The sequence below is a fragment of the Streptomyces aculeolatus genome, assembly GCF_020400605.1.
GTDB lineage: Bacteria > Actinomycetota > Actinomycetes > Streptomycetales > Streptomycetaceae > Streptomyces > Streptomyces aculeolatus.
Map to the genome: position 1 here is coordinate 129863 of NZ_JAINRD010000001.1, position 23597 is coordinate 153459.

Annotated in this window: 18 protein-coding genes, 1 tRNA gene and 2 pseudogenes; 8 read left to right on the forward strand and 13 right to left on the reverse strand. The window is 72.0% G+C overall.

Features of this window, described 5'->3' with window-relative positions:
- The first annotated feature begins 28 nt into the window (after positions 1 to 28).
- Entirely contained in the window at positions 29 to 574 is a 546-nt protein-coding gene (locus tag LG396_RS00415) for a helix-turn-helix domain-containing protein (protein WP_037748024.1), read from the forward strand.
- Between the two features lie 45 nt (positions 575 to 619).
- Entirely contained in the window at positions 620 to 2053 is a 1434-nt protein-coding gene (locus LG396_RS00420) for a serine/threonine-protein kinase (protein ID WP_225793124.1), read from the forward strand.
- Between the two features lie 41 nt (positions 2054 to 2094).
- Here LG396_RS00420 and LG396_RS00425 read toward each other — a convergent pair whose 3' ends face one another.
- From LG396_RS00425 to LG396_RS00435, 3 genes are all read right to left on the reverse strand, one after another.
- On the reverse strand, positions 2095 to 3588 hold the full coding sequence (locus LG396_RS00425) for a hypothetical protein (RefSeq protein WP_225793125.1): 1494 nt from the start codon (positions 3586 to 3588) through the stop codon (positions 2095 to 2097).
- Entirely contained in the window at positions 3582 to 5582 is a 2001-nt protein-coding gene (locus tag LG396_RS00430) for a vWA domain-containing protein (protein WP_225793126.1), read from the reverse strand. Before LG396_RS00430 ends, LG396_RS00425 begins: the two co-directional genes overlap by 7 nt.
- Positions 5583 to 5780: 198 nt before the next feature.
- Positions 5781 to 5915: a DLW-39 family protein gene (locus LG396_RS00435; RefSeq protein WP_018838829.1), complete on the reverse strand. Its 135-nt coding sequence runs from the start codon at positions 5913 to 5915 to the stop codon at positions 5781 to 5783.
- Between the two features lie 178 nt (positions 5916 to 6093).
- Here LG396_RS00435 and LG396_RS00440 point away from each other — a divergent pair, with 178 nt between their 5' ends.
- The gene (locus tag LG396_RS00440) at positions 6094 to 7626 is read left to right on the forward strand and encodes an MFS transporter (protein ID WP_225793127.1); all 1533 of its coding nucleotides are present in this window, start codon (positions 6094 to 6096) and stop codon (positions 7624 to 7626) included.
- Positions 7627 to 7679: 53 nt separating this feature from the next.
- Here the strand turns inward: LG396_RS00440 and LG396_RS00445 are convergent.
- The 10 genes and pseudogenes from LG396_RS00445 to LG396_RS40035 form a co-directional block, all read right to left on the reverse strand.
- Positions 7680 to 7753 (reverse strand) — tRNA-Ile (locus LG396_RS00445).
- 68 nt (positions 7754 to 7821) lie between these two features.
- Positions 7822 to 8598 carry a DUF3566 domain-containing protein gene (locus LG396_RS00450; protein ID WP_037748012.1) on the reverse strand — a complete coding sequence of 259 codons (777 nt, stop codon included), beginning with the start codon at positions 8596 to 8598 and terminating at the stop codon, positions 7822 to 7824.
- 3 nt (positions 8599 to 8601) lie between these two features.
- Positions 8602 to 11229 carry a DNA gyrase subunit A gene (gene gyrA / locus LG396_RS00455; protein WP_018838826.1) on the reverse strand — a complete coding sequence of 876 codons (2628 nt, stop codon included), beginning with the start codon at positions 11227 to 11229 and terminating at the stop codon, positions 8602 to 8604.
- A gap of 108 nt (positions 11230 to 11337) precedes the next feature.
- Positions 11338 to 13470, reverse strand: a complete 2133-nt coding sequence (gene gyrB / locus LG396_RS00460) for a DNA topoisomerase (ATP-hydrolyzing) subunit B (protein ID WP_018838825.1) — start codon at positions 13468 to 13470, stop codon at positions 11338 to 11340.
- Positions 13471 to 13762: 292 nt separating this feature from the next.
- The gene (locus LG396_RS00465) at positions 13763 to 14368 is read right to left on the reverse strand and encodes a DciA family protein (protein WP_018841074.1); all 606 of its coding nucleotides are present in this window, start codon (positions 14366 to 14368) and stop codon (positions 13763 to 13765) included.
- A complete protein-coding gene (recF, locus tag LG396_RS00470) occupies positions 14365 to 15498 on the reverse strand; it encodes a DNA replication/repair protein RecF (protein ID WP_018851836.1) in 1134 nt (377 codons plus the stop codon). The genes LG396_RS00465 and recF overlap by 4 nt, the downstream gene beginning before the upstream one ends.
- A gap of 84 nt (positions 15499 to 15582) precedes the next feature.
- Positions 15583 to 16461 (reverse strand): phosphogluconate dehydrogenase (NAD(+)-dependent, decarboxylating), encoded by an 879-nt coding sequence (gene gnd / locus LG396_RS00475; RefSeq protein WP_225793128.1) that lies wholly within the window; start codon positions 16459 to 16461, stop codon positions 15583 to 15585.
- Between the two features lie 54 nt (positions 16462 to 16515).
- Positions 16516 to 17655 carry a DNA polymerase III subunit beta gene (gene dnaN / locus LG396_RS00480; RefSeq protein WP_037748090.1) on the reverse strand — a complete coding sequence of 380 codons (1140 nt, stop codon included), beginning with the start codon at positions 17653 to 17655 and terminating at the stop codon, positions 16516 to 16518.
- 936 nt (positions 17656 to 18591) lie between these two features.
- A pseudogene (gene dnaA, locus LG396_RS00485) lies at positions 18592 to 20136 on the reverse strand (chromosomal replication initiator protein DnaA); the annotation flags it as partial.
- Between the two features lie 99 nt (positions 20137 to 20235).
- Positions 20236 to 20577: pseudogene (locus tag LG396_RS40035) on the reverse strand (chromosomal replication initiator protein DnaA); the annotation flags it as partial.
- A gap of 370 nt (positions 20578 to 20947) precedes the next feature.
- Between LG396_RS40035 and rpmH the strand changes: the two are divergent.
- The 5 genes from rpmH to LG396_RS00510 are packed head-to-tail and all read left to right on the forward strand — an operon-like array spanning position 20948 to position 23597.
- Positions 20948 to 21085, forward strand: a complete 138-nt coding sequence (rpmH, locus tag LG396_RS00490) for a 50S ribosomal protein L34 (protein ID WP_027741629.1) — start codon at positions 20948 to 20950, stop codon at positions 21083 to 21085.
- Positions 21086 to 21100: 15 nt separating this feature from the next.
- Entirely contained in the window at positions 21101 to 21469 is a 369-nt protein-coding gene (gene rnpA / locus LG396_RS00495; protein WP_078524114.1) for a ribonuclease P protein component, read from the forward strand.
- Positions 21466 to 21750, forward strand: a complete 285-nt coding sequence (gene yidD / locus LG396_RS00500; RefSeq protein ID WP_018838819.1) for a membrane protein insertion efficiency factor YidD — start codon at positions 21466 to 21468, stop codon at positions 21748 to 21750. Before rnpA ends, yidD begins: the two co-directional genes overlap by 4 nt.
- Positions 21751 to 21753: 3 nt before the next feature.
- Positions 21754 to 23025: a membrane protein insertase YidC gene (gene yidC, locus LG396_RS00505; RefSeq protein WP_225793130.1), complete on the forward strand. Its 1272-nt coding sequence runs from the start codon at positions 21754 to 21756 to the stop codon at positions 23023 to 23025.
- Positions 23026 to 23081: 56 nt separating this feature from the next.
- The gene (locus LG396_RS00510; RefSeq protein ID WP_037730166.1) at positions 23082 to 23597 is read left to right on the forward strand and encodes a Jag family protein; all 516 of its coding nucleotides are present in this window, start codon (positions 23082 to 23084) and stop codon (positions 23595 to 23597) included.

Here is a 23597-nt window from a genome sequence, read left to right on the forward strand (position 1 = left end):
TCGGGGACATCTGGGGAGGCCGCACGGCATGGGAGCTCCACGGCAGGACACCAGCGAACGCGCACGAGAGCTACAGCGAAGCTGGTATGGCGAACCGCTGGGCGTGCTGTTCCGGCGGCTGATCGACGATCTCGGCCTCAACCAGGCACGGCTGGCCGCCGTGCTCGGTATTTCGGCGCCGATGCTGTCGCAGCTCATGAGCGGGCAGCGGGCGAAGATCGGCAATCCGTCGGTGGTGCAACGCGTACAGGCGCTGCAGGAGCTTGCCGCGGAGGTCACGAGCGGCAGCGTTTCTGCGGCGGAGGCGGCGGAACGGATGGAGGGCATCCGCAAGAGCGCGGGCGGGGCGGTGCTCGGGACGACGCAGACGCAGTCGTCGACCGGATCGACGACGGTGCGTCGCGTCGTCCGGGAGATCCAGTCGCTGCTGCGCTCGGTCGCCGCCGCCGGCGACATCATCGACGCGGCGGACCGGCTCGCGCCGACGCATCCGGAGCTGGCAGAGTTCCTCCGGGTGTACGGCGCCGGCCGCACCGCCGACGCAGTTGCACATTACGAAGCGCATCAGTCATAACCGGATTGATTACCAAGAAACCGTACAAGGGGCGGGCGCAGCAGCATGGGTGAGGTCTTCGCTGGGCGGTACGAGCTGATCGATCCGATCGGCCGGGGCGGGGTGGGCGCGGTCTGGCGCGCCTGGGATCACCGGCGACGGCGCTATGTGGCGGCCAAGGTGCTGCAGCAGAGCGACGCGCACACGCTGCTGCGCTTCGTCCGCGAGCAGGCGGTACGCATCGACCACCCGCATGTGCTGGCGCCCGCCAGCTGGGCGGCCGACGACGACAAGGTGCTGTTCACGATGGACCTGGTGGGCGGCGGCTCACTGGCCCATCTGATCGGCGACTACGGGCCGCTCCCGCCGCGGTTCGTCTGCCTGCTGCTCGACCAGCTGCTCGCCGGGCTGGCCGCGGTGCACGGCGAGAACGTCGTGCACCGCGACATCAAACCGGCGAACGTGCTGCTGGAGGCGACCGGCACCGGCCGTCCGCACCTGCGGCTCTCCGACTTCGGCATCTCCATGCGCAAGGGCGAGCCGCGGCTGACGGACACCAACTTCGTCGTCGGCACGCCCGGTTACTTCGCGCCGGAGCAGATGCTGGGCGCGGAACCGGACTTCCCCGCGGACCTGTTCGCGGTGGGCCTGGTGGCGCTGTACCTGCTGACCGGGGAGCGTCCGGACAGCCAGGCACTGGTGGAGATGTACCTGAACAACGGCGTGCCGCAGGCCCCGAAGGGGGTGCCGGAGCCGCTGTGGCAGGTGCTCGCGAGCCTGCTGCAGCCGGACCCGGAGCTGCGGTTCCGCACGGCGACGGGTACGCGGAAGGCGCTGGCGGAGGCGGCGGAGCTGCTGCCGGAGCTGGATCCGGCGGAGGAGCCGGTGGAGGTCTTCGACCAGCTCGGGCCGCTGCCGGTGGGCTTCGGGGCGGACGGTCCCGAGCGGTCCGGGGGACGGGCCGGGGAGGACGTGACGGCCGCGCCGGGGCTGGGCGGCGGTCCGGGTTCGGATCTCGGCGCGGGGTCCGGCACGGGATTCGACGCAGGTCCGGGCCACGGGCCCGGTCCGGGTCCGGGTCACGGCCCGGGTACGGGCCAGGCGCCGGCCGGCGACGCCGCCACGGGCCCGGCGGGGTCCACCGGCGCGCCCGGCCCCGCGTACGCCTCGGGCGGCACCGGATACGTACCCCCGGCGAGGGCCGCCGCGGCCGGGCCGGGCCCTGCCGGGCACGGCACCCCGCACCCGGGCGACCCGGGCGAGGCGACCAGCTACGGCATCGCGCCGCCGGCCGCGTCGCAGCCGCCGACGCCCACGGCCCCGTACACGACGGCCCACCCGCAGCAGCCCCACCACCAGCAGCCCCCGCCGCAGCAGCCCCGGCCCGGCGCCGGCGCGCCGCAACGGCGACCGGGACCGCCGGCGAAGGTGGCGGTCCCGGTCGTGGTGCTCGCGGTGCTGCTGCTCGCGGCCGGCGTCTGGGCGCTGGCCTCGGGCTGACGCCCGTAGACAGCCCTGAGGGACGCCTGCCCGCTCCCCTCCTACTGCCGCCAGTTCTGCTGCGGCGGCGGAGGCGGTTGCGGCGGCCGGCCGTCCCCGTAGGGCTGCCCGCCGTACGGCGGGCCCACCGGCCCGTTCCCGTACGCGCCCGGCGCCGTCTGCGTGTCCTCACCCGCGACCCGCGGGCCGACCGCCGCGGCCGGCACCTGCCGGCGCCGCGCCAGGAGCGTCCACAGCCCCAGGCCCACCAGCAGCAGCACGCCCGCGCCGATCCCCGCGATCGCCAGGATCTTCTTCCCGGCACCGTCGCCGTCCTCGCCGGCCGCCGTGCCCTTCGCCGCCGTGTCGCGGTCGTCGTCGGTCACCCCGAACCCGGCCGCGGCCGCGTCCCCGTCGTACGCCGGGCCCTCCTGGGGCTCGCCCTTGATCGTCGTCCGCAGCTCCACCGGCACCGGGCCGTCCGCGAACTCGCCGACCTCCTCCGACACGGTGACCGCGACGTAGTACCAGCCGGCGAAGCCCACGTTGCCGAAGTCGCGGTCGTAGACCGCGTAGCGGTTCTCGTACGCGATCGGGGGGCTCAGCGCCGGGATCGCCGCGGGGTCGTCGCCGTAGTACGTCTCGTCCGTGGAGGCGATGTAGCCGCGCGCCGGGTTGTAGAAGTCGACGCGCACCCCGTTGGAGGCGTACGCCGACTCGTCGCTCACCGGCGTCGTACCGAACTCGGTCTGCAGGAAGAGCTGCTGGCCCCAGTCCAGCGGCACCCGGTAGAAGTGCGTGTCACCCGGCCGGATCCGGTCCGTCCACACGCCGTGGTCGATGCCGACCGCGTCGTTGAACCCGGTGCCGCCCTCGCGCGGCTCCGCGTTGCCCGTGGGCGGGGGCGGCTGCTTCGTGGGGACCGACTCGGGGTCGGGCGGGGTCGTGGAACCCGCCTTCGCCAGCGGCGGCTCCTCCATGAAGCGCAGCTCCAGCGACCAGTCCTCCGGGGTGGAGGTCGCCTCGCTGACGCGGGTGACGATGAGGTTGTAGACGCCGGGCTCCTGGCAGGGCCCGTCGGGCTGGGCCACGCGCCAGACGTAGTTGGCGATCGGGCGGGCGCCGCCGTCCGCACGGAATTCGGCGTCGGAGTTGCTGCACCGCTCGCCGCCCTTGCTCTCCAGCTCCAGCTCGATGCCGTCGCCGTACGCGACCTTGGCGCCCGGCTCCGGCGCGGCGACGGCGGATATCCAGGCATTGGACTTCGCGTCGAGCGTGACGCTGTAGTAGAGCTTGTCGCCGGGGGCGAGGGAGTCGGAGTACGTCTTGCCGGCCTCCACCTTCTCGCCGCCGGTGCTGCTCTCGGCGCCCTCGATGGGCACGGCGTCCTTCGCGGGCCGGTACTCGTGCCCGTCCGCCGGCTTGTCGGCGGGCGCCGCCGGGGCCCCCGCGGGCGCCGCCGCGGCGGGAGCCGCCGCCGGCAGCGCGGCCAGCACGCCCAGCGCGCCCACCGCCAGCGCCGCGGCCGGGCCCGCCTTCGTTCGCGTTCTCACCATCCACCCCTCATACCGTTGCCTGCCGCTGCTGCCGACGCCGCCGCCGCCCGCTTCCGGTTGCGTACGCTCACGAACGCGACCCCCGCGCCGACGACCAGCACGCCTCCCGCGATCCCGCCGGCGAGCGGCAGGACGGAGTCCGATGATTCCCCGTCCGCCCCCGCCCGCGCATCATCCTTCCCGCCGCCGTCGCCGTCACCGTCGCCCTTGCCGTCCGCGACGGCCGGCGCCCCGTGCCGCGGGCCGGACTTCTCCTCGCCCAGCACGTCGACGCGCAGGACGACGCCGATGGCCGTGTTCTCCGCGAACCGCGCGGCGTCGGGCCCCAGCGAGACCGACAGGTAGTACTCGCCGCCGCGGCGCACGGGCACGACCTCGGTGGCGGTCTCGTAGCGGTTCGTCCAGCTGACCGGCACCGTACCGAGGTCGGAGGCGACGGGTTCACCGTAGTACCGCTGGGTGCTGCTGAACGGGCCGTCGCCGACGAGTGCGCGGCCGGGCGTGTAGAGGTCGGTGTCGGCGAAGCTGGAGACGCCCGCGGCGCCGTCGAGCGTGGGCTCGTTGGCGAACTCGACGCGGTAGCGGAGCTGCTGGCCCCAGCCGACGTCGACCTTGTAGAAGCGCATCTGCGCGGGCAGCAGTTCGTCGCGCCAGACGCCGGGGCCGAGGGCCTCGGCGTCGTTGAAGCCGGTGCCGCCGGTGATGTCCTCCGGCTCGGCGGTGGGCAGTTCCGCACCTGCGTCGCCGGCCGGGCCGTAGTCGGTCTCGGACTGCGCGGGGGTGACGTCCGCGGCGAGCGGTTCCTCCTGGCCGAAGGCCAGCTCCAGCGGCCAGCGGGCCTGGTCGGAGGTGGTGTCGCTGGTGCGGTGGACGCTCAGCAGGTACCGCCCGGCGGCGTCGCAGGGCTCGCCGCCCTCGGCGCTGGGGATGCGGCTGACGGCGTTGGTCAGCGGCTGCGCGCCCTCGTCCTGCTCGAAGCGGTCCCGCTGGGCGTCGCACCGGGTGTCGTAGTCGTCGGTGGCGTGCAGCTCCAGCTCGATGCCGTCCCCGTACGCGACGGGCACACCCGGCTGCGGCACGGCGGTGACGCCGAAGTCGGCGGCGGACCCGGCGTCCAGCTCGGCGGCGTACCACTTGGTCTCGCCGGCGCCGATGCTGTCGAGGTACTGGCCGGGCGCGATGTCCGCGGCGCCCCTGCGGGCGAGCCCGCCCTCGACGGGGTCGCCGCGGAAGCGGTAGCCGTCGGCGGAGAGCCGGGCGGCGCGCTGGAGCTGCCGGGCGAGCGCGTCGGCGTCGGGGGCGTCGTAGTACGCGCCGTGGCCCTTCTCCGCGATGCACTTCAGCTCGTCCCGCGCCTTGCCGCCGACCTGGAAGCCGACCGTGTCGATGCGCAGGGCGCCGAAGGCGCCGCCGGTCTCGCCGAGTTGCTCCGCGACCTCGCAGGGGTCGGGGGTGCCGCAGCTGTCCTCGCCGTCCGAGACGAGGAGGATGGAGCGGTGGCCGAGGGCGCCGGGCGGACGCTCGGGGAGGTCCCGGGCGGCCTGCTGGAGGGCGTAACCGATCGGGGTATCGCCCTTCGGCTTCACACCTGCTACGGCATCCTTGATGGCGCCCCGGTCCAACTCCTCGACGGGCACGGCGAGGCGGGTATCCGTGCAACCGCTGGTGCGGTCGGCGCCGTAGACGCGCAGGCCCGTCGGATAGCGGTCGGGCAGGGCGTCGACGACGGTGCCGACGGCCTCGCGGGCGGACTCGATACGGGTGGCGCCGGAGCCGTCGTCGTCGGCCATGGAGCCGGAGGAGTCCAGCACCATGACCAGGCCGCCGCCGGTCGGCGCCCGCTCAGCGGGTACGGCAGGCGCGGCGGGTGTCGCCGGTGCGGCGGGTGCGGCGGTCGCCGCCGGCAGCGGGCCGGCGGCCAGCGCGGCGCCGAGCACCGCGGCCACGCCCGCGTACACGGACCGTCCGCCGGGGCCGTGAAGTGGTCGTCCCATGACATGTCCCCCTCGTTCTCTGCCATGTGCTCATGCACCGTAAAACGTGTGCAGTAGCAAATAACAGGGGACGTGCGTCACGGTCGTGCAACAGGGCTCCGGTCATGCCGAGGCCCCAGCCGCACCGCCGCGCAAGCGGCGGGGCCGGGGCCCAGGACCGACCCGCAAAGGGGCGGTCCCGCTCGGGACTCTCGCGTCTCAGACGCCCGAAGAGGAGGGCACCGAGTCGGTGGCCTCCGTCCACAGGTCTTGCTCGGCGCGATCCGCCTGAATCTGGCGGTACACGAGAAGCCCGCCCAGAGCGGCCAATGCGATCAGGAACAGCTTCTTCACCGCGCTACCTCGTCCTTCCAGAGACATTGGACTACGACGCCCGATGATACACAGCGCAAACGACACCGGAGCGGGCTCAGGACCGTGGCACTAGGACCGCTCTAGGACCAAGGTCCCCGGCCCGGTTCCATCCGGCGCCCGATCCGCACGCACCCCTCGGGCGCGCACGATGGCGCTCATGACCACGCCCGACGCCACCGGTACGACAGACACCGCCGACGCAGCCGACACCGCCGACACGACGCACACCGCCGAGCCGGCCGGTCCGACCGGGAGCCCGCGGTCCCGCGCCCCCGCCGCCGCACCGGCGGGTGCGGCACTCCCGGGGCGGCTCTGGCCGGTGCTGCTCGCCTCGTACATCGGCCAGTTCCTCGTCGTCCTCGACGTCTCCGTCGTCAACGTGGCCCTGCCCAGCATGCGCGACGACCTCGCCCTCAGCGGCACCGCGCTGCAGTGGGTCGTCAACGGCTACGCCCTCACCTTCGCCGGCTTCCTGCTCCTGGGCGGCCGGCTCTCCGACCTCTTCGGCCCCAAGCGCGTCTACCTCGCGGGCCTCGGCCTCTTCGCCGCCGCCAGCCTCGCCGGCGGCCTGGCGCAGAACGACGCCCTGCTCATCGCCGCCCGCGCCGCCCAGGGCATCGGCGCCGCGTTCCTCGCGCCCGTCACCCTCTCCCTGCTGACCCGGGCCCTGCCCGAGGGCGCCGCCCGCACCCGGGCCATCGCCGCCTGGACGGCGGTCGGCGCCGCCGGGGGCGCCACCGGCGGGCTCATCGGCGGCGTGCTCACCGACCTGGCGTCGTGGCGCTGGGTGCTGCTGATCAACGTGCCGATCGGCGTCGCCGTCGGCGCCGTCGTCCTGCTCTGGCTGCGCGAGCAGCACCGTGGCGCCGAGCGCCCCGCCCTGGACCTCCCCGGCGCCGTGCTCGTCACCGGCGGCGTCGGCGCCGTGGCGTACGGCATCACCGAGACCGAGTCGGCCGGCTGGACCGCCGGCTCCGCGCTGCTGCCGGTGCTGGCCGGGCTCGCGGCGCTGGCGGGCTTCGTGGCCGTGGAGGCGCGCTCCGCGCAGCCGCTGATGCCGCTGCGGCTCTTCCGCATCCGCGCGGTGGCCGTCGGCAACGTCGTCACGCTCGTCAGCATGGTCGGCGGCTTCGCGATGTGGTACTTCCTCACCCTCTACATGCAGACGGTCCTCGGCTACAGCGCCATCCGCACCGGCCTGGCCTTCCTCCCGCACACCGCCGCGCTCATCCTCGCCTCCCAGTTCGCGCCCCGGCTCACGGCCCGCTTCGGCAGCCGCACGATGACGGTCGTGGGCGGGCTGCTCACGGCCGGCGGGTTCCTGTGGCAGGCCGCGGTGCTGGACACGGACGGCACGTTCGCCTCCGCCATCCTCGGTCCGGCACTGCCGATGGCCGCGGGCATGGCCGTACTGATGGCGCTGCTCACCGACGTCTCCACCTCGGGCGTCGGCGAGCGGGACGCCGGCGGCGTCTCCGGCCTGGTCAACACCTCCCGCCAGATCGGCGCGGTACTGGGTCTGGCGATCCTCGGCGCGGTCGCCTCCGGCGGGGCCGGCGGCCCCGAGGACGGCTACGCCCGCGCCTTCCTGGCCGCCGGCGTCATCACCGCCGCCTCGATGCTCCTGGTCCCCTTCCTCCCCCGGCCGGGCAAGCGGACCCGGTCCGTCACCGGGCCCGTACCCGCATGACAAAGGCGAAGGGCGCCTCCTCGTCACGAGGAGGCGCCCTTCGCCATTTCCGGTGCGGCTACCAGGACTTGAACCTGGGGCCTCATCCTTATCAGGGATGCGCTCTAACCGACTGAGCTATAGCCGCGCGCTGCACAGAGATTACCCCACCGCCGAGCCGCGGCCCAAATCGATAGCGGGAGTACCCGGCGGGCGCTACTCGTCCTCCGCCAGCGTGACCTCGATGCCGCCGACGAAGCCGGCGGAGAGGTTGTAGATGAACGCGCCCAGCGTCGCCAGCGCCGTGGCGAGGACCACGTCGATCAGCGCCACCACCGCCGTGAACCCGACCACCCGGGGCAGCGACAGGAACGACTCCAGGTCGAAGCCGGCCGAGTCGTCCGAGCCGGTGGCCTCGCTGATCGTGCCGCCGACCGTGCTGAAGACGCCCATCGCGTCCAGCACCATCCACAGCACCGTCACGGCCACGATCGTGCAGATGCCCAGCGCGATGGAGAGCAGGAAGCTGACCTTCATCACCGACCACGGGTCGGCCTTCGCCACCCGCAGCCGCGCCTTGCGGGTGCGGGGCACCGTGCGGGCGCCGGTACGCGACCTGCGTACGCCGGCGGCGGACTGCTGCGCCTGCTCGTACGCCTGGCCGCCGCGCCCCGCCGTGTGCCCGCCGCCCTGGCCCCCGGCACCCACACCGGCCGGCGGGGTGTACGCCTGCGGGGGGTGGTGCGGCGCCGGCGGGGCCGCGGGGCCGGCCGCCGGCGGGGGCATCGGGCCCTCGGGGGCGCTGTCGTACGTGTACGCGTGCCCCTGCGGGTCCGCCTCCGTGCCCCCGGCTCCCGGGGGAGCGGAGGCGCCGCGTCTGCGCCCGCGCCGGCCGCCGTGCCCGCCGCCGGCGTCGTCCGGACCGGGCGGGGGGTTCGGCTGCGCGTACCCCTCGGCCCTCGCCGGCCCGGCGCCGGCACCCGTTCCACTCACGACCTACTCCTCGCCTTCACCGTCCGCGGCGGGGCCCTCGGCCCCGGCGTCCGTGCTCCCGGCCTCGTCCGCGGCGACGGCGGCGTCGGCGGCCTCCTCGACCTCCTCCGCCTCCCGGCCGGCTTCGGCGTTCCGCGCGATGCCGACGACGGCGTCCCGCTTCCCCAGGTTGATCAGCTGGACGCCCATGGTGTCACGGCCCGTCTCCCTGACCTCGTCGACCCGCGTACGGATCACGCCGCCGCCGAGCGTGATGGCGAGGATCTCGTCCGACTCCTCCACCACCAGCGCGCCCACCAGCGAGCCCCGGTCCTCCACCAGCTTCGCCGCCTTGATGCCGAGTCCGCCACGTCCCTGAACGCGATAGTCGTCCACGTTCGTACGCTTCGCGTACCCGCCGTCGGTGGCGGTGAACACGAACGTACCGGGCCGCACGACATTCATCGAGAGGAGTTCGTCACCCTCGCGGAAGCTCATGCCCTTCACACCGGAGGTGGCGCGGCCCATCGGGCGCAGCGCCTCGTCCGTTGCGGTGAACCGGATCGATTGGGCCTTCCTGCTGACGAGCAGCAGGTCGTCCTCGGACGAGACCAGCTCGGCGCCGATCACCTCGTCCGGCGAGTCGTCGGGCATCTCGCGCAGGTTGATCGCGATCACGCCGCCCTGGCGGGGCGAGTCGTAGTCCTTCAGGACCGTCTTCTTCACCAGCCCGGCCTTGGTCGCGAGCACCAGGTACGGCGCGGCCGCGTAGTCCCGGATCGCCAGGATCTCGGCGATGTGCTCGTCCGGCTGGAACGCCAGCAGGTTCGCGACGTGCTGCCCCTTGGCGTCGCGGCCGGCGTCCGGCAGCTCGTACGCCTTGGCGCGGTACACCCGGCCCTTGTTCGTGAAGAACAGCAGCCAGTGGTGGGTGGTGGAGACGAAGAAGTGGTCGACGATGTCGTCCTCGCGCAGCCGCGTGCCGCGTACGCCCTTGCCGCCGCGCTTCTGCGCGCGGTAGTCGGTGCTCTTCGTCCGCTTCACATAGCCGCCGCGGGTGATCGTGACGACGATGTCCTCCTCGGCGATCAGGTCCTCGATGGACACGTCGCCGTCGAAGGGCACGAGCTGCGTGCGCCGGTCGTCGCCGAACTTCGCGACGATCGCCGCCAGCTCCTCGCTGATGATCAGCCGCTGCCGCTCGGGGGAGGCGAGGATCGCGTTGTAGTCGTCGATCTTCGCCTGGAGGTCGTCGTGCTCCGCGGTGATCTTCTGCCGCTCCAGGGCGGCCAGCCGGCGCAGCTGCATCTCCAGGATCGCGTTCGCCTGGATCTCGTCGATCTCCAGCAGGTCCATCAGGCCCGTACGCGCCACGTCGACCGTCTGCGAGGCCCGGATCAGCGCGATGACCTCGTCGATGGCGTCCAGGGCCTTCAGCAGGCCGCGCAGGATGTGCGCGCGCTCCTCGGCCTTGCGCAGCCGGAAGGTGGTGCGGCGGACGATGACGTCGATCTGGTGGTCCACCCAGTGCCGGATGAACGCGTCCAGCGACAGGGTGCGCGGCACGCCGTCGACGAGCGCCAGCATGTTGGCGCCGAAGTTCGTCTGCAGGTCGGTGTGCTTGTAGAGGTTGTTCAGCACGACCTTCGCGACGGCGTCCCGGCGCAGCACGATGACCAGCCGCTGGCCCGTACGCGACGAGGTCTCGTCCCGGACGTCGGCGATGCCCGTCAGCCGGCCGTCCTTCACGCCGTCGGCGATCTTCTGCGCGAGGTTGTCGGGGTTGACCTGGTACGGCAGCTCGGTGACCACCAGGCACTGCCGGTCCTGGATCTCCTCCACCTCGACCACCGCGCGCATCGGGATGGAGCCGCGGCCGGTGCGGTACGCCTCCTCGATGCCCTTGCGGCCGACGACCAGCGCGCCGCTGGGGAAGTCCGGGCCCTTGATGCGCTCCAGGAGCGCCTCGAGCAGCTCGTCGTTGGACGCCCCGGGGTGCTCCAGGTACCACTGGACGCCCTCGGCGACCTCCCGCAGGTTGTGCGGCGGGATGTTCGTCGCCATGCCGACCGCGATCCCGGCCGAGCCGTTGATCAGCAGGTTCGGGAAGCGGGCGGGCAGGACGGCGGGCTCCTGGGAGCGGCCGTCGTAGTTGTCCCCGAAGTCGACGGTCTCCTCGTCGATGTCGCGGAGCATCTCCATCGCCAGCTGCGCCATGCGGCACTCGGTGTAGCGCATGGCGGCGGCCGGGTCGTTGCCCGGGGAGCCGAAGTTGCCGTTGCCGTCGACGAGGGGCATCCGCATCGACCACGGCTGCGCGAGCCGCACCAGGGCGTCGTAGATCGCCGAGTCGCCGTGCGGGTGGTAGTTGCCCATCACGTCGCCGACGACGCGCGCGCACTTGAAGTACCCGCGCTCCGGGCGGTAACCGCCCTCGTACATCGAGTACAGCACGCGGCGGTGCACCGGCTTCAGACCGTCGCGGATGTCCGGCAGCGCACGCGAGACGATGACGCTCATCGCGTAGTCGAGATAGCTGCGCTGCATCTCCGTCTCGAGCGAGACGGCGTCCACGCGCAGCACGATGCCGCCGTCTTCGCCCTCGCCGTCCGGCTGCGGGTCGGGGTTCTGGGGAGTGAGCTCGTCGGCCATTGCGGGTCTTTTCTACCTTTTCGAAGAGGTCTCGAAGGCGGTCGGTCGCGCTCCCGGGCGGGGGAGCCCCCGGGAGCCCGGGCGGCGGCCGCCCGGGCAGGGGCCGACTCAGATGTCGAGGAAGCGGACGTCCTTGGCGTTGCGCTGGATGAACGAGCGGCGTGCCTCGACGTCCTCGCCCATGAGGACCGAGAACAGGTCGTCGGCCGCGGCGGCGTCGTCGAGCGTCACCTGGCGCAGCACGCGGTGCGCCTGGTCCATGGTCGTGATCCGCAGCTCCTCCGCGTTCATCTCGCCCAGGCCCTTGAAGCGCTGGATGGAGTCGTCCCGGATCCGCTTGCCCTGCGAGCGGCCCAGCTGGATCAGCTGGTCGCGCTCGCGGTCGGAGTAGGCGTACTCGAACTCCTCCCGGCCCCACTTGATCTTGTACAGCGGGGGCTGGGCCAGGAACACGTGGCCGCCCTCGATCAGCGGGCGCATGAAGCGGAACAGCAGCGTGAGCAGCAGGGTCTGGATGTGCTGGCCGTCGACGTCCGCGTCGGCCATCAGCACGATCTTGTGATAGCGCAGCTTGTCGAGGTCGAAGTCCTCGTGGATGCCGGTGCCGAACGCCGAGATCAGCGCCTGCACCTCGGTGTTCTGCAGCACCCGGTCGATCCGGGCCTTCTCCACGTTCAGGATCTTGCCGCGGATCGGGAGGATCGCCTGGTACCGCGGATTGCGGCCGGACTTCGCCGAGCCGCCCGCGGAGTCGCCCTCCACGATGAAGATCTCGCACTTGGACGGGTCGTTGGACTGGCAGTCGCTCAGCTTGCCCGGCAGCGACGCCGTCTCCAGCAGGCCCTTGCGCCGCGTCAGGTCGCGCGCCTTGCGGGCCGCGACGCGCGCGGTCTGCGCCTGGATGGACTTGCGGATGATGTCCGACGCCTCGTTCGGGTTCCGGTCGAGCCAGTCCGTCAGGTGCTCGTGCGTGACCTTCTGGACGAAGGTCTTCGCCTCGGTGTTGCCCAGCTTGGTCTTCGTCTGGCCCTCGAACTGCGGCTCGCCGAGGCGGACCGAGATGATCGCCGTCAGGCCCTCGCGGATGTCCTCGCCGGTGAGGTTGTCGTCCTTCTCGCGCAGCAGCTTCTTGTCCCGCGCGTACCGGTTGATCAGGCCCGTCAGCGCGGCCCGGAAGCCCTCCTCGTGCGTACCGCCCTCGTGGGTGTGGATGACGTTCGCGAAGCTGTACACGCCCTCGCTGAACTGCGTGTTCCACTGCATCGCGATCTCGACCGACATGAGCCGCTCGGTGTCGGCGGCCTCGAAGTCGATTACCGAGGGGTGCACCGGCTCGCCCTTGCGCGAGTTCAGGTGGCGTACGAAGTCGGAGATGCCGCCCTCGTAGTGGTACGTGACGCTGCGCGCCTTGTCCTCGTCCTCGTCGCCCGCGGTGTCCGCGCCCGAGGTCTGCTTCGCCGCCGCCCGCTCATCGGTCAGCGAGATGGTCAGGCCCTTGTTGAGGAACGCCATCTCCTGGAAGCGGCGCGACAGCGTCTCGAACGAGTAGTCCGTCGTCTCGAAGATGTCGGCGTCCGCCCAGAACGTGACCGTGGTGCCGGTCTCGTCGGTCGCCTCGTTCTGCGCCAGCGGCTCGGTCGGGATGCCCAGCTTGTAGTCCTGCGTCCAGCGGTGGCCGTCGGTCTTGACCTCCACCGACAGGCGGGTCGAGAGCGCGTTCACCACCGAGACGCCGACGCCGTGCAGACCGCCGGAGACCGCGTACCCGCCGCCGCCGAACTTGCCGCCCGCGTGCAGGACCGTCAGCACGACCTCGACGGCCGGCTTGTTCTCCGAGGGCACGATGCCCACCGGGATGCCGCGGCCGTTGTCGACGACGCGCACGCCGCCGTCGGCGAGCAGCGTCACCTCGATCGAGTCCGCGTGGCCGGCCATCGCCTCGTCCACCGAGTTGTCCACGACCTCCTGCACCAGGTGGTGCAGACCGCGCTCACCGGTCGAGCCGATGTACATGCCCGGGCGCTTGCGTACGGCGTCGAGGCCCTCCAGGACCGTGATCGCACTCGCGTCGTACGCCGCGTCCTCGACGGCCTCCGCCTCCGCGCGGGCATGTGCCCGTTCGGCGGCCGCAGCGGCCGCCTCCGCGGCGCCGTCGGCGCCCGGAGGCACGTTCTCGCTGGCAGGGATGTTCTCGTTGGAGTTGCCGGAATCGGCCACGAAGCGCCCTTTCTGGCACAGCACGGGCCACTCTCCTGGCTGAGCGGGAGCGGCCGCGTCGTTGTTGGTCAGCGTGTTCCGCAAGTGGGCGGGTTGCTCCCCAGTCTACCGGTAGCGCACGACAGAATGGCGGTTTGCAGGTGCCTGAACCCGCATGTGGCGCCCTGAACATCTGCCCGCCGAGGGGGGCTGCACACACCGGGGCCTGCGGAGCCTCTGAGCGCCACTCAGCGCTTCGGGGCGTCAACCATGAGCTACTGTGACCGACCTCACTCCATCACAGGTTTACCGAGCGGGTTCACCAGGAGGTTCGGGCCTACCCGTACGTGTCCCCGGGGCCCTGGCTGCCCGGCGCCCGCAGCGGCCCGAAACGCCGTCCGCCGCCCCCCGGACCCACCACTTTGATCAGCTTCACCGTGCCGTGGCCCAGCTCCTCGTTCAGCCGCGCCACCAACTGCGGCGCCAGCAGCCGCAGCTGCGTCGCCCACGCCGTGGAGTCGCACGCCACCACGAGTACCCGCTCCTGCTCGTCGTACCGCTCGGGCGCGCAGTGCTGCGCCACCTCGGGACCGACGAGCTGCGGCCAGCGGCCCATCACACCGCCCACCGCCGCCGGAGCCTCCCAGCCGCGCTCGGTGATCAGCCGGCTCACCGCCGCGCCCAGCGGCAGCGGATCGCGGCCGTCGGCGCGGGCGCCCGAACGCAGCCCGCCGCCGCGGCGCGCCTGCCGGCGCTGCTGCGCCGCCGCACCCCGCGCGCGGGCCTCCGCGCGCGCCGCCCGCAGGGCCACGCGCGCCAAGTCGACCCCGGAAGGCTCGGGAGCGGCGGCGGAACCGGGAGACCCGGGGGCGCCGGGTGTGCCGGAGTCCGCGGGCGCGTCGGGGCTGCCGGCACCTTCGGGACGTACGGGCTCCTCGCTCATCCGCGCTCCACCCGCCCGTCCGCCACCGTGAACCGCGCCCCCGCCAGCGCCCCCGGCACGTCCTCGGCCACCGCCGCCGTCACGAGCACCTGCTCGCCCGGCGCCACCAGCTCCGCCAGCCGCTCCCGCCGCCGCGTGTCCAGCTCCGCGAACACGTCGTCCAGCACCAGCACCGGCTCGCCGCCGCCCTCGCCGCGCAGCAGCTCGTACGACGCGAGCCGCAGCGCCAGCGCGTACGACCACGACTCCCCGTGCGACGCATAGCCCTTCGCGGGCAGCTCACCCAGCTTCAGCACCAGGTCGTCGCGGTGCGGACCCACCAGCGTCACGCCCCGCTCGATCTCCTGCTTGCGCGCGTCCGCCATCGCCTCCAGCAGCAGCCCCGCGAACTCCTCGCGCGTGCGCGCCTCCGCGAACCGGTCGCCGGCCGGCGACCGGTACTCGAACGCCGCCGGGCCGCCGCCCGGCGCCACCTGCTCGTACGCCTTGTCCACCAGCGGCTGCAGCACGGCGATCAGCTCCAGCCGCTGCGCCAGCAACTCCGCCCCGGCGCGCGCCAGGTGCTGGTCCCACACGTCCAGCGTCGACAGATCGAGCTGCCGCCCGCCGTGCCGCCGCGCCATCGCGGCCGTCTTGAGCAGCGTGTTGCGCTGCTTGAGCACCCGGTCGTAGTCGCTGCGCACCCCCGCGAGGCGCGGTGCCCGTGCGGTGATCAGCTCGTCGAGGTAGCGGCGCCGCTGATCCGGGTCGCCCTTGACCAGCGCCAGGTCCTCCGGCGCGAACAGCACGGAGCGCAGCACGCCCAGCACGTCGCGCGGCCGTACCTGCGACGACCGGTTGAGCCGCGCGCGGTTCGCCTTGCCCGGGTTCAGCTCCAGCTCCACGAGCTGCTGCCGGCCGTCGTGCGTCACCGCGGCCCGCACCACCGCGCGCGCCGCGCCCATCCGCACCAGCGGGGCGTCCGCGGACACCCGGTGGCTGCCCAGCGTGGCGAGATAGCCGACGGCCTCGACCAGGTTCGTCTTGCCCTGGCCGTTCGGTCCGACGAAGGCCGTCACCCCCGGGTCGAGGGGCACCTCCGCCCGCTCATACGAACGGAAGTCGGCCAGCGAGAGATGAGACACGTGCATGGCCCGACGCCGACCTCCCCAGGCACACGGCCGATTCAGCTTCAGCGAACAGCGGGCCGGCGCTGTGGCCGGCCGCCCGGCAGGCTACTTCTCCTCCTTGACCGCGTGGCCACCGAACTGGTTCCGGAGCGCGGCGATCATCTTCATCTGCGGTGAGTCGTCCTGGCGCGAGGCGAACCGGGCGAAGAGCGACGCGGTGATCGCCGGCAGCGGCACCGCGTGGTCGATCGCCGCCTCCACCGTCCACCGGCCCTCACCGGAGTCCTCCGCGTACCCGCGGAGCTTGCCCAGGTGCTCGTCGTCGTCCAGCGCCAGGACCGCCAGGTCCAGCAGCCAGGAGCGGATGACCGTGCCCTCCTGCCACGAACGGAACACCTCGCGCACGTCGGTGACCGAGTCCGCGGCCTCCAGCAGCTCCCAGCCCTCGGCGAAGGCCTGCATCATCGCGTACTCGATGCCGTTGTGGACCATCTTCGCGAAGTGCCCCGCGCCGACCTTGCCCGCGTGGACGGAGCCGTACTCGCCCTCGGGCTTCAGCGCGTCGAAGACCGGCTGCACCCGCGCCACGTGCTCGGCGTCCCCGCCGTACATCAGCGCGTAGCCGTTCTCCAGGCCCCACACGCCCCCGGAGACGCCGCAGTCCACGAAGCCGATGCCCTTGGCACCCAGCTCCGCGGCGTGCTTCTCGTCGTCCATCCAGCGCGAGTTGCCGCCGTCCACGAGGACGTCCCCGGGCTGGAGCAGCTCGGCCAGCTCGTCGACCGTCGACTGCGTGGCCGCGCCCGCCGGCACCATCACCCAGACCACACGCGGGGCGGGCAGCGCGTCCACAAGCTCCCGCAGGCTGTGGACATCGGCGACGTCCGGGTTGCGGTCGTACCCCACGACGGTGTGACCCGCGCGCCGGATGCGCTCACGCATGTTCCCGCCCATCCGGCCGAGACCCACAAGACCGAGCTCCATCACTGCCCCTTCGTCCGTCTGTGCGCCCTATCGGGTCCGAGCCTACGCCGGACCTCAGCCGCTCAGTCGCACGGGCATGATCAGGTACTTGTACGCCTCGTCCGCCTCGGCGTCGAGCGCGGGCTTGCCGCTGAGCAGCGCCGGCTTCGTCGACGTCGTGAAGGAGAGCTGCGCCGCGGGCGAGTCGATCGCGCTCAGCCCGTCGAGCAGGAACGTCGGGTTGAAGGCGATCGAGATGTCGTCGCCCTCGAGCTGGGCGTCCACCCTTTCCACAGCCTGTGCGTCGTCGCTGGACCCGGCCTCCAGGGTCAGCACGCCCTGCTCGAAGCTCAGCCGCACCGGGGTGTTCCGCTCGGCCACCAGCGCCACGCGCTTGACGGCCTCGACGAACGGCGGGGTCTCGATGACCGCCACCGAGTTGAACTCCGTGGGGAACAGCGTGCGGTACTTCGGCAGGTCGCCCTCGATCAGCCGCGTCGTCGTCCGCCGCCCGGCGCCCTCGAAGCCGATCAGGCCCTCGCCGGCACCGGCGCCCGACAGGGCGAGCGTCACGATGTCACCGCTGGTCAGCGACTTGGCCGTGTCCAGCAGCGTCTTGGCGGGTACGAGCGCCACCGAGGAGGCGTCCGCGGTCTCCGGCTTCCACAGGAACTCCCGGACCGCGAAGCGGTACCGGTCCGTCGAGGCGAGGGTGACCGTGTCGCCCTCGATCTCGATCCGCACGCCCGTGAGCACCGGCAGGGTGTCGTCCCGGCCGGCGGCGATGGCGACCTGCGCGACGGCGGAGGCGAAGACCTCGCCGGAGACCGTGCCGGTCGCGGTCGGCATCTCCGGCAGCGCCGGGTATTCCTCCACAGGCAGGGTGTGGAGTGTGAATCGCGAGGAGCCGCAGACCACGGTGACGCGGACGCCGTCCGTGGAGATCTCCACAGGCCTGTTGGGAAGCGCCCGGGAGATGTCGGCGAGCAGCCGCCCGGAGACGAGGACGGTGCCGTCCTCCTCCACGTCCGCCTCCACGGAGACGCGGGCGGAGACCTCGTAGTCGAAGCCGGAGAGGCTGAGCGACCCGCCGTCCGCGCCGTCGGCCTTCAGCAGCAGTCCGGCGAGCACCGGCGCGGGCGGCCGGGCCGGGAGGCTGCGCGCTGCCCACGCCACTGCCTCCGCGAGTACGTCGCGCTCCACCCGGATCTTCACGGAGACCGCCTCCTGGTGCTCTCGGCCCTTGCCGGCTCGGTTGGTGTGGGGCACCAGTCTGACGCACGGCACCGACACAGGGGGCAGGTCGGGGTCAACTCGTCGCAGCCGCCGTTGGACGCCGTCGACCGCACTTGTGCACAGGCCCCGCTTCGAAGCGGATTCCGAGCTAGATACGTGTAGAGGTAGTAGTAGGGCCTGTGGAAACCGTGGAAAACCCCGTCTGCGCAGGTCAGCCCGCAAATTTTGCCCACAGGCGGGTTGGGGACGAGGAGTGGAAAACCCTCGGTTCCTGTGGATGGGGCCCGGCTGTACACAGGCCGTTCACAGGCAGGGGCCACTTAGCCACAGCTCCATCCCCAGAGTTACCCGGGTTTCTGCACAGCCAATCCTCGCGTTCGGTGTGACGGCTTTCACTCGACCCGGTGAAGGCGCGCGTTGCGTTGCCGAACAGTGGACAAACTTGTGGACAGGCTGTGTACAGAGCGGGGTTTTCTGTGGGTGAGTGGTCTCCCGCGGTGGACAGCGCTCGGCGCCGATCGAGCCGCCGGCCGGTGTCCACAGCTTGTGGGCAACGGCCGCCCACAAATCCACACCCCGATGAGCTGCACGGACGCGAGTTGTCCAGATCGCGTCCACACCCGCCCGTGGGTAACTCGCCGATCCCCAGGGTGTGGACGAGCAAAAGGGCGCCGAGGTGTGGAGAACTGCCTGGTCAGGGCCGGGAATCGAACGGTGCACGGGGGGCTCGGCTGTTCGGGTGCGTGTCGGAGCGGGTGGACGCACGGCGACGGCGTGGCATGAGCACGGCGCAGAAGCGGACGCGGGGGGATCCACAGGACGCGTAGAGGCGCCTGGGGACGCCTGTGGGACGTCCGGGGGACGTCTGGGGACGGCGCGGGAGCGGTGAGGGCGTACGGAGCGGTGGGCGGGCCGCTAGCTGTTCTTGATGCGGTTGGTCAGCTCGGTGACCTGGTTGTAGATCGAACGCCGCTCGGCCATCAGCGCCCGGATCTTGCGGTCCGCGTGCATGACGGTGGTGTGGTCCCGGTTGCCGAACTGCGCGCCGATCTTCGGCAGGGAGAGGTCCGTCAGCTCCCGGCACAGGTACATGGCGATCTGGCGCGCGGTGACCAGCACGCGGCTGCGGGAGGAGCCGCACAGGTCCTCCACCGTCAGCCCGAAGTAGTCCGCGGTCGCGGCCATGATCGCGGCCGCGGTGATCTCCGGGGCCGCGTCCTCGCCGCCGGGGATGAGGTCCTTCAGCACGATCTCGGTGAGCCCGAGGTCGACCGGCTGCCGGTTGAGCGAGGCGAAGGCCGTGACCCGGATCAGGGCGCCCTCCAGCTCGCGGATGTTGCGGGAGATCCGGGAGGCGATGAACTCCAGCACCTCGGGCGGTGCGTTCAACTGCTCCTGGACCGCCTTCTTGCGCAGGATCGCGATCCGGGTCTCCAGCTCCGGCGGCTGCACGTCGGTGATCAGGCCCCACTCGAAGCGGTTGCGGAGCCGGTCCTCCAGGGTGATGAGCTGCTTGGGCGGCCGGTCGCTGGAGAGCACGATCTGCTTGTTGGCGTTGTGCAGCGTGTTGAAGGTGTGGAAGAACTCCTCCTGCGTCGACTCCTTGCTCGCCAGGAACTGGACGTCGTCGACCAGGAGGATGTCCATGTCGCGGTAGCGCTTGCGGAACGTGTCCGCCTTGCCGTCGCGGATGGAGTTGATGAACTCGTTGGTGAACTCCTCGGAGCTCACGTAGCGGACCCGGGTGCCCGGGTAGAGGCTGCGGGCGTAGTGGCCGATGGCGTGCAGCAGGTGCGTCTTGCCCAGGCCGGACTCGCCGTAGATGAACAGCGGGTTGTACGCCTTCGCCGGCGCCTCGGCGACGGCGACCGCGGCGGCGTGCGCGAAGCGGTTGGAGGCGCCGATGACGAAGGTGTCGAAGAGGTATTTCGGGTTCAGCCGCGCGGTCGGCTCGCCGGGTCCGGTGGCCGGGGCGGGCTGGGCGGCGAGCGGGCCGGGCGCGCCGCTGGGCGCGGGCAGCTCGACGTTGCCCATGGCCTGCACCAGCGGCGGGATCGGGGCGCCGGCGGGGCCGGGCCCGCCCGGGTGGCCGGCCGTGTGCGCGCCGGGGTGCCCGCCTGGGTGCGCGTACCTGTCGTGGGCGGGGCGCTGCGCGAGGTGGTCGTGGGCCGCGTAGTAGTCCCCGCCGTCGGCGCCTCCCGAGCCGTCCGGCTGGGGGCCGGGCGGGCCCGGATGGTGGTCGGCCCGGGGCCAGGCGGCGGGCGCCGGGCGCGGCTGGGCGTACTCGGGGTACGTCGGGGCGGCGGTGGGGAGCCGGTCGTCCCCGGGCGCCGGGCGGCTGTACGCGTCGTACGGCGCCTCGGGCAGCGTGCCGCCGTGGGGCTGGTGCGGCGGCTGATGGCTCGGCTGGTGGTTCGGGTGGCTCTGGTGCGTGGGCTGCGCGGCGGTGTGGGGCAGCGGGAGGAGGGGGGCACCGGGGTGCGCGGCCTGCTCGTGTGCCGGCGGCTGCTGGCCCTGCGGGGTGTGCGGAGCGTGCGGACCCTGCGGGCTGTGGGATACGTGCGGACCGTGCCCGCCCTGCTCGGGGACCGGCTGCGGGGGCGGTGCCTGCTGCGGCGGCTTCGACTCCGGCTCGCCGGGGCTGACCGTGACGGCCAGGCCGATGGGCTGGCGGCAGGCGTGGCTCAGCGCGTCCGTGATCTTGGAGGCGAGACGGCCCTCGAAGACGCCCTTCGCGTACTCGTTGGGCACGGCCAGCACGGCGGTGCCGGCGACGAGGACGAGCGGCTGGCAGTCGCGCAGCCACCGGTGGTCCTTGGCCTCGATGCCCTGGTCGTCCGCGAGCAGCCGCTCGAGCACGCGTGGCCACACTGCAGCGAGATCGGCAGGCAGGTCGGCCACGGGGCACGCTCTTTCAGGGTCACGGCAGTCACGAAGGTGTGATCTCGGGACGGGTGGGATGGATCCGCGCAAGGGTCGGAAGTCCAGCCACGGTAGTCACGCCGAGCTGCACCATTCAAGTCGCTGTCCACAGGCTGTGCACAGTGTCCGGTGGCGTGTCGGCCGCACAGGGCGGGTTTGACCGGACGGCGGCCGCCCGCGTACCGTGTCGAGGTCGAGATGTCGACGGCTGCTGCCGCCTGCCTCCGATCAGTCTCAGGCCGCGACAGTGATCATGTCACGTGTCGGGCGATGACGAGCCGGCTCGAGGGCGCACGGTGGCAGCCGTTCGGCGCCTAACTACCCGTGACAACTCTCCTGGAGCCCCCGAGTGAGCAAGCGCACTTTCCAGCCGAACAACCGCAAGCGTGCCAAGACGCACGGCTTCCGGCTGCGTATGCGTACCCGCGCCGGCCGTGCCATCGTCACGGCCCGTCGCAACAAGGGCCGCGCACGCCTGTCCGCCTGATCCGGTGGTGTGCTCGTGCTGCCCGCTGAGCACCGGCTGCGGCGGCGCGAGGACTTCGCCCGAGCGGTACGCCGCGGACGACGGGCCGGTCGCCCGCTGCTCGTCGTCCATCTGAACGGTGGCGGTGACCCGCACGCCGCCGGGGAGGACGCCTCCCCGCCGCGTGCGGGTTTCGTCGTCAGCAGGGCCGTCGGACCGGCGGTCTCGCGCAACCTCGTCAAGCGTCGTCTGCGTCATCTCCTACGGGATCGGTTGGATCAGCTGCCCGCAGGTAGCCTGGTGGTCGTACGGGCGCTGCCTGGCGCCGCGGAGGCCGGCTACGACCGGCTGCGCGATGACCTGGACGCAGCGCTGGGGCGGTTGCTGGGAAGGGCGCCGCGATGAAGTATCCGCTGCTTTGGTTGATCAAGCTGTACCAGTGGACCATCAGCCCGCTGCTGGGGCCGGTCTGCAAGTACTACCCGTCGTGCTCGCACTACGGCTATGAGGCGATCCGGCTGCACGGAGCGGTCAAAGGCACGGGCCTGACCGCCTGGCGCATCCTGCGCTGCAACCCGTGGTCGCTCGGCGGGGTCGACCACGTTCCGCCCCGCAAGCATCCGGTCTGGCACCAGCGGCTGCGCAGCCGCCTGGGCAAGACGCAGCCCAAGGCCCAAGGAGCCTGATTCGTGGACACGGTCCTCAAACCTCTCTATATCGCCGTTTCCTGGATCATCGTCCAGTTCCACTCGCTGTTCAGCCTGGTATTCGACGAGGCCAGCGGCTGGGCGTGGGGGCTGTCCATCGTGGCGCTGGTGGTCGTGATCCGTATCGCCCTGATCCCGCTCTTCGTGAAGCAGATCAAGGCGACGCGGAACATGCAGGTGCTGCAGCCGAAGATGAAGGCGATCCAGGAGCGCTACAAGAACGACAAGCAGCGCCAGTCCGAGGAGATGATGAAGCTGTACCGGGAGACGGGTACCAACCCGCTCTCGAGCTGTCTTCCGATCCTCGCCCAGTCGCCGTTCTTCCTGGCGCTCTTCCAGGTGCTGAACAAGATCGCCGGTAACAACGAGGTCGGCGTCCTCAACGCCACGCAGGTCGAGCAGGCCCGTGAGGCCCACGTCTTCGGCGCCCCGATCGCGGCGAAGTTCATGGACAGCGCGAGCAAGGTGGAGAGCCTCGGCGCCACGCTCGCCGACGTGCGGGTCGTCACCGTCATCATGATCGTGCTGATGTCGGGGTCGCAGTTCTACACGCAGCGCCAGCTGATGACGAAGAACGTCGACCTGACGGTCAAGACGCCCTTCATGCAGCAGCAGAAGATGCTGATGTACATCTTCCCGATCATGTTCGCCGTCTTCGGCATCAACTTCCCGGTCGGCGTCCTGATCTACTGGCTGACCACCAACGTCTGGTCCATGGGCCAGCAGATGTACGTGATCAAGCGGAACCCCACCCCGGGCAGCAAGTCCTACGCGCACCTGCTGGAGCGCATGCAGAAGCACGTCATCGACCGCGGCGGCGTGCGCGGCCGCCGCGACCGCTACGTCGTCAAGCAGATGGTGGCCAAGGGCAAGGACCGCAACGACGACGAGAAGAAGTTCGTCTCCGCGCTCGCCAAGCACGACCTGCTGCCCCAGGCGGACGGCACCGTGATCAAGAGCGAGACGCCGCTGGCGGACGCCAAGCCCGGCGGCGGCGACCCCGGCCGGCGGCAGCAGCCGAAGCGGCAGTCGAAGTCCCAGCGCCGCAGCCACGCCCAGGCCGGCGGCTCCGGCCAGCGGCAGGACGGCGAGGGCGACGCCGCGGAGCCCGAGGACAAGAAGCCCGCGTCGAACGCCGCGAAGAAGAAGGCGGGCGGCTCATCCGGCGGCGGCGGTGCTGGCGGGAACGCCCGTAACGCGAAGTCCGGTCAGCGCAAGGGGCCGCAGCGGCCCAAGCACCCGTCGAAGAAGTAAGAAGGAGTCCCCACGTGACGGACACCGCGTCCGCGACCGGCGAAGCCGGTTCGGAGATCGAGTCCAAGCCCGAGCAGCCCGAGGCCACGGCCGAGGACGTCCTGACGCGCCTGGAGCAGGAAGGCGAGATCGCCGCCGACTATCTGGAGGAACTGCTCGACATCGCGGACCTCGACGGTGACATCGACATGGACGTCGAGGGCGGCCGGGCCTCGGTGTCGATCATCAGCGAGGGGGCGTCGGACCGGCACCTGCAGAAGCTGGTGGGACGCGAGGGCGAGGTGCTGGAGGCGCTGCAGGAGCTGACGCGGCTGGCCGTGCACCGGGAGACGGGTGACCGCAGCCGGCTGATGCTGGACATCGCGGGGTTCCGGGCCCGTAAGCGCGCCGAGCTGACCGAGCTGGGCACCGAGGCCGTCGAGCGGGTCAAGGAGAGCGGCGAGCCGGAGAAGCTGCGCCCGATGTCCCCGTTCGAGCGCAAGGTGGTGCACGACGCGGTGAAGGCCGCGGGGCTGCGCAGCGAGTCGGAGGGCGAGGAGCCCGAGCGTCGCGTGGTCGTGCTCCCGGCCTGA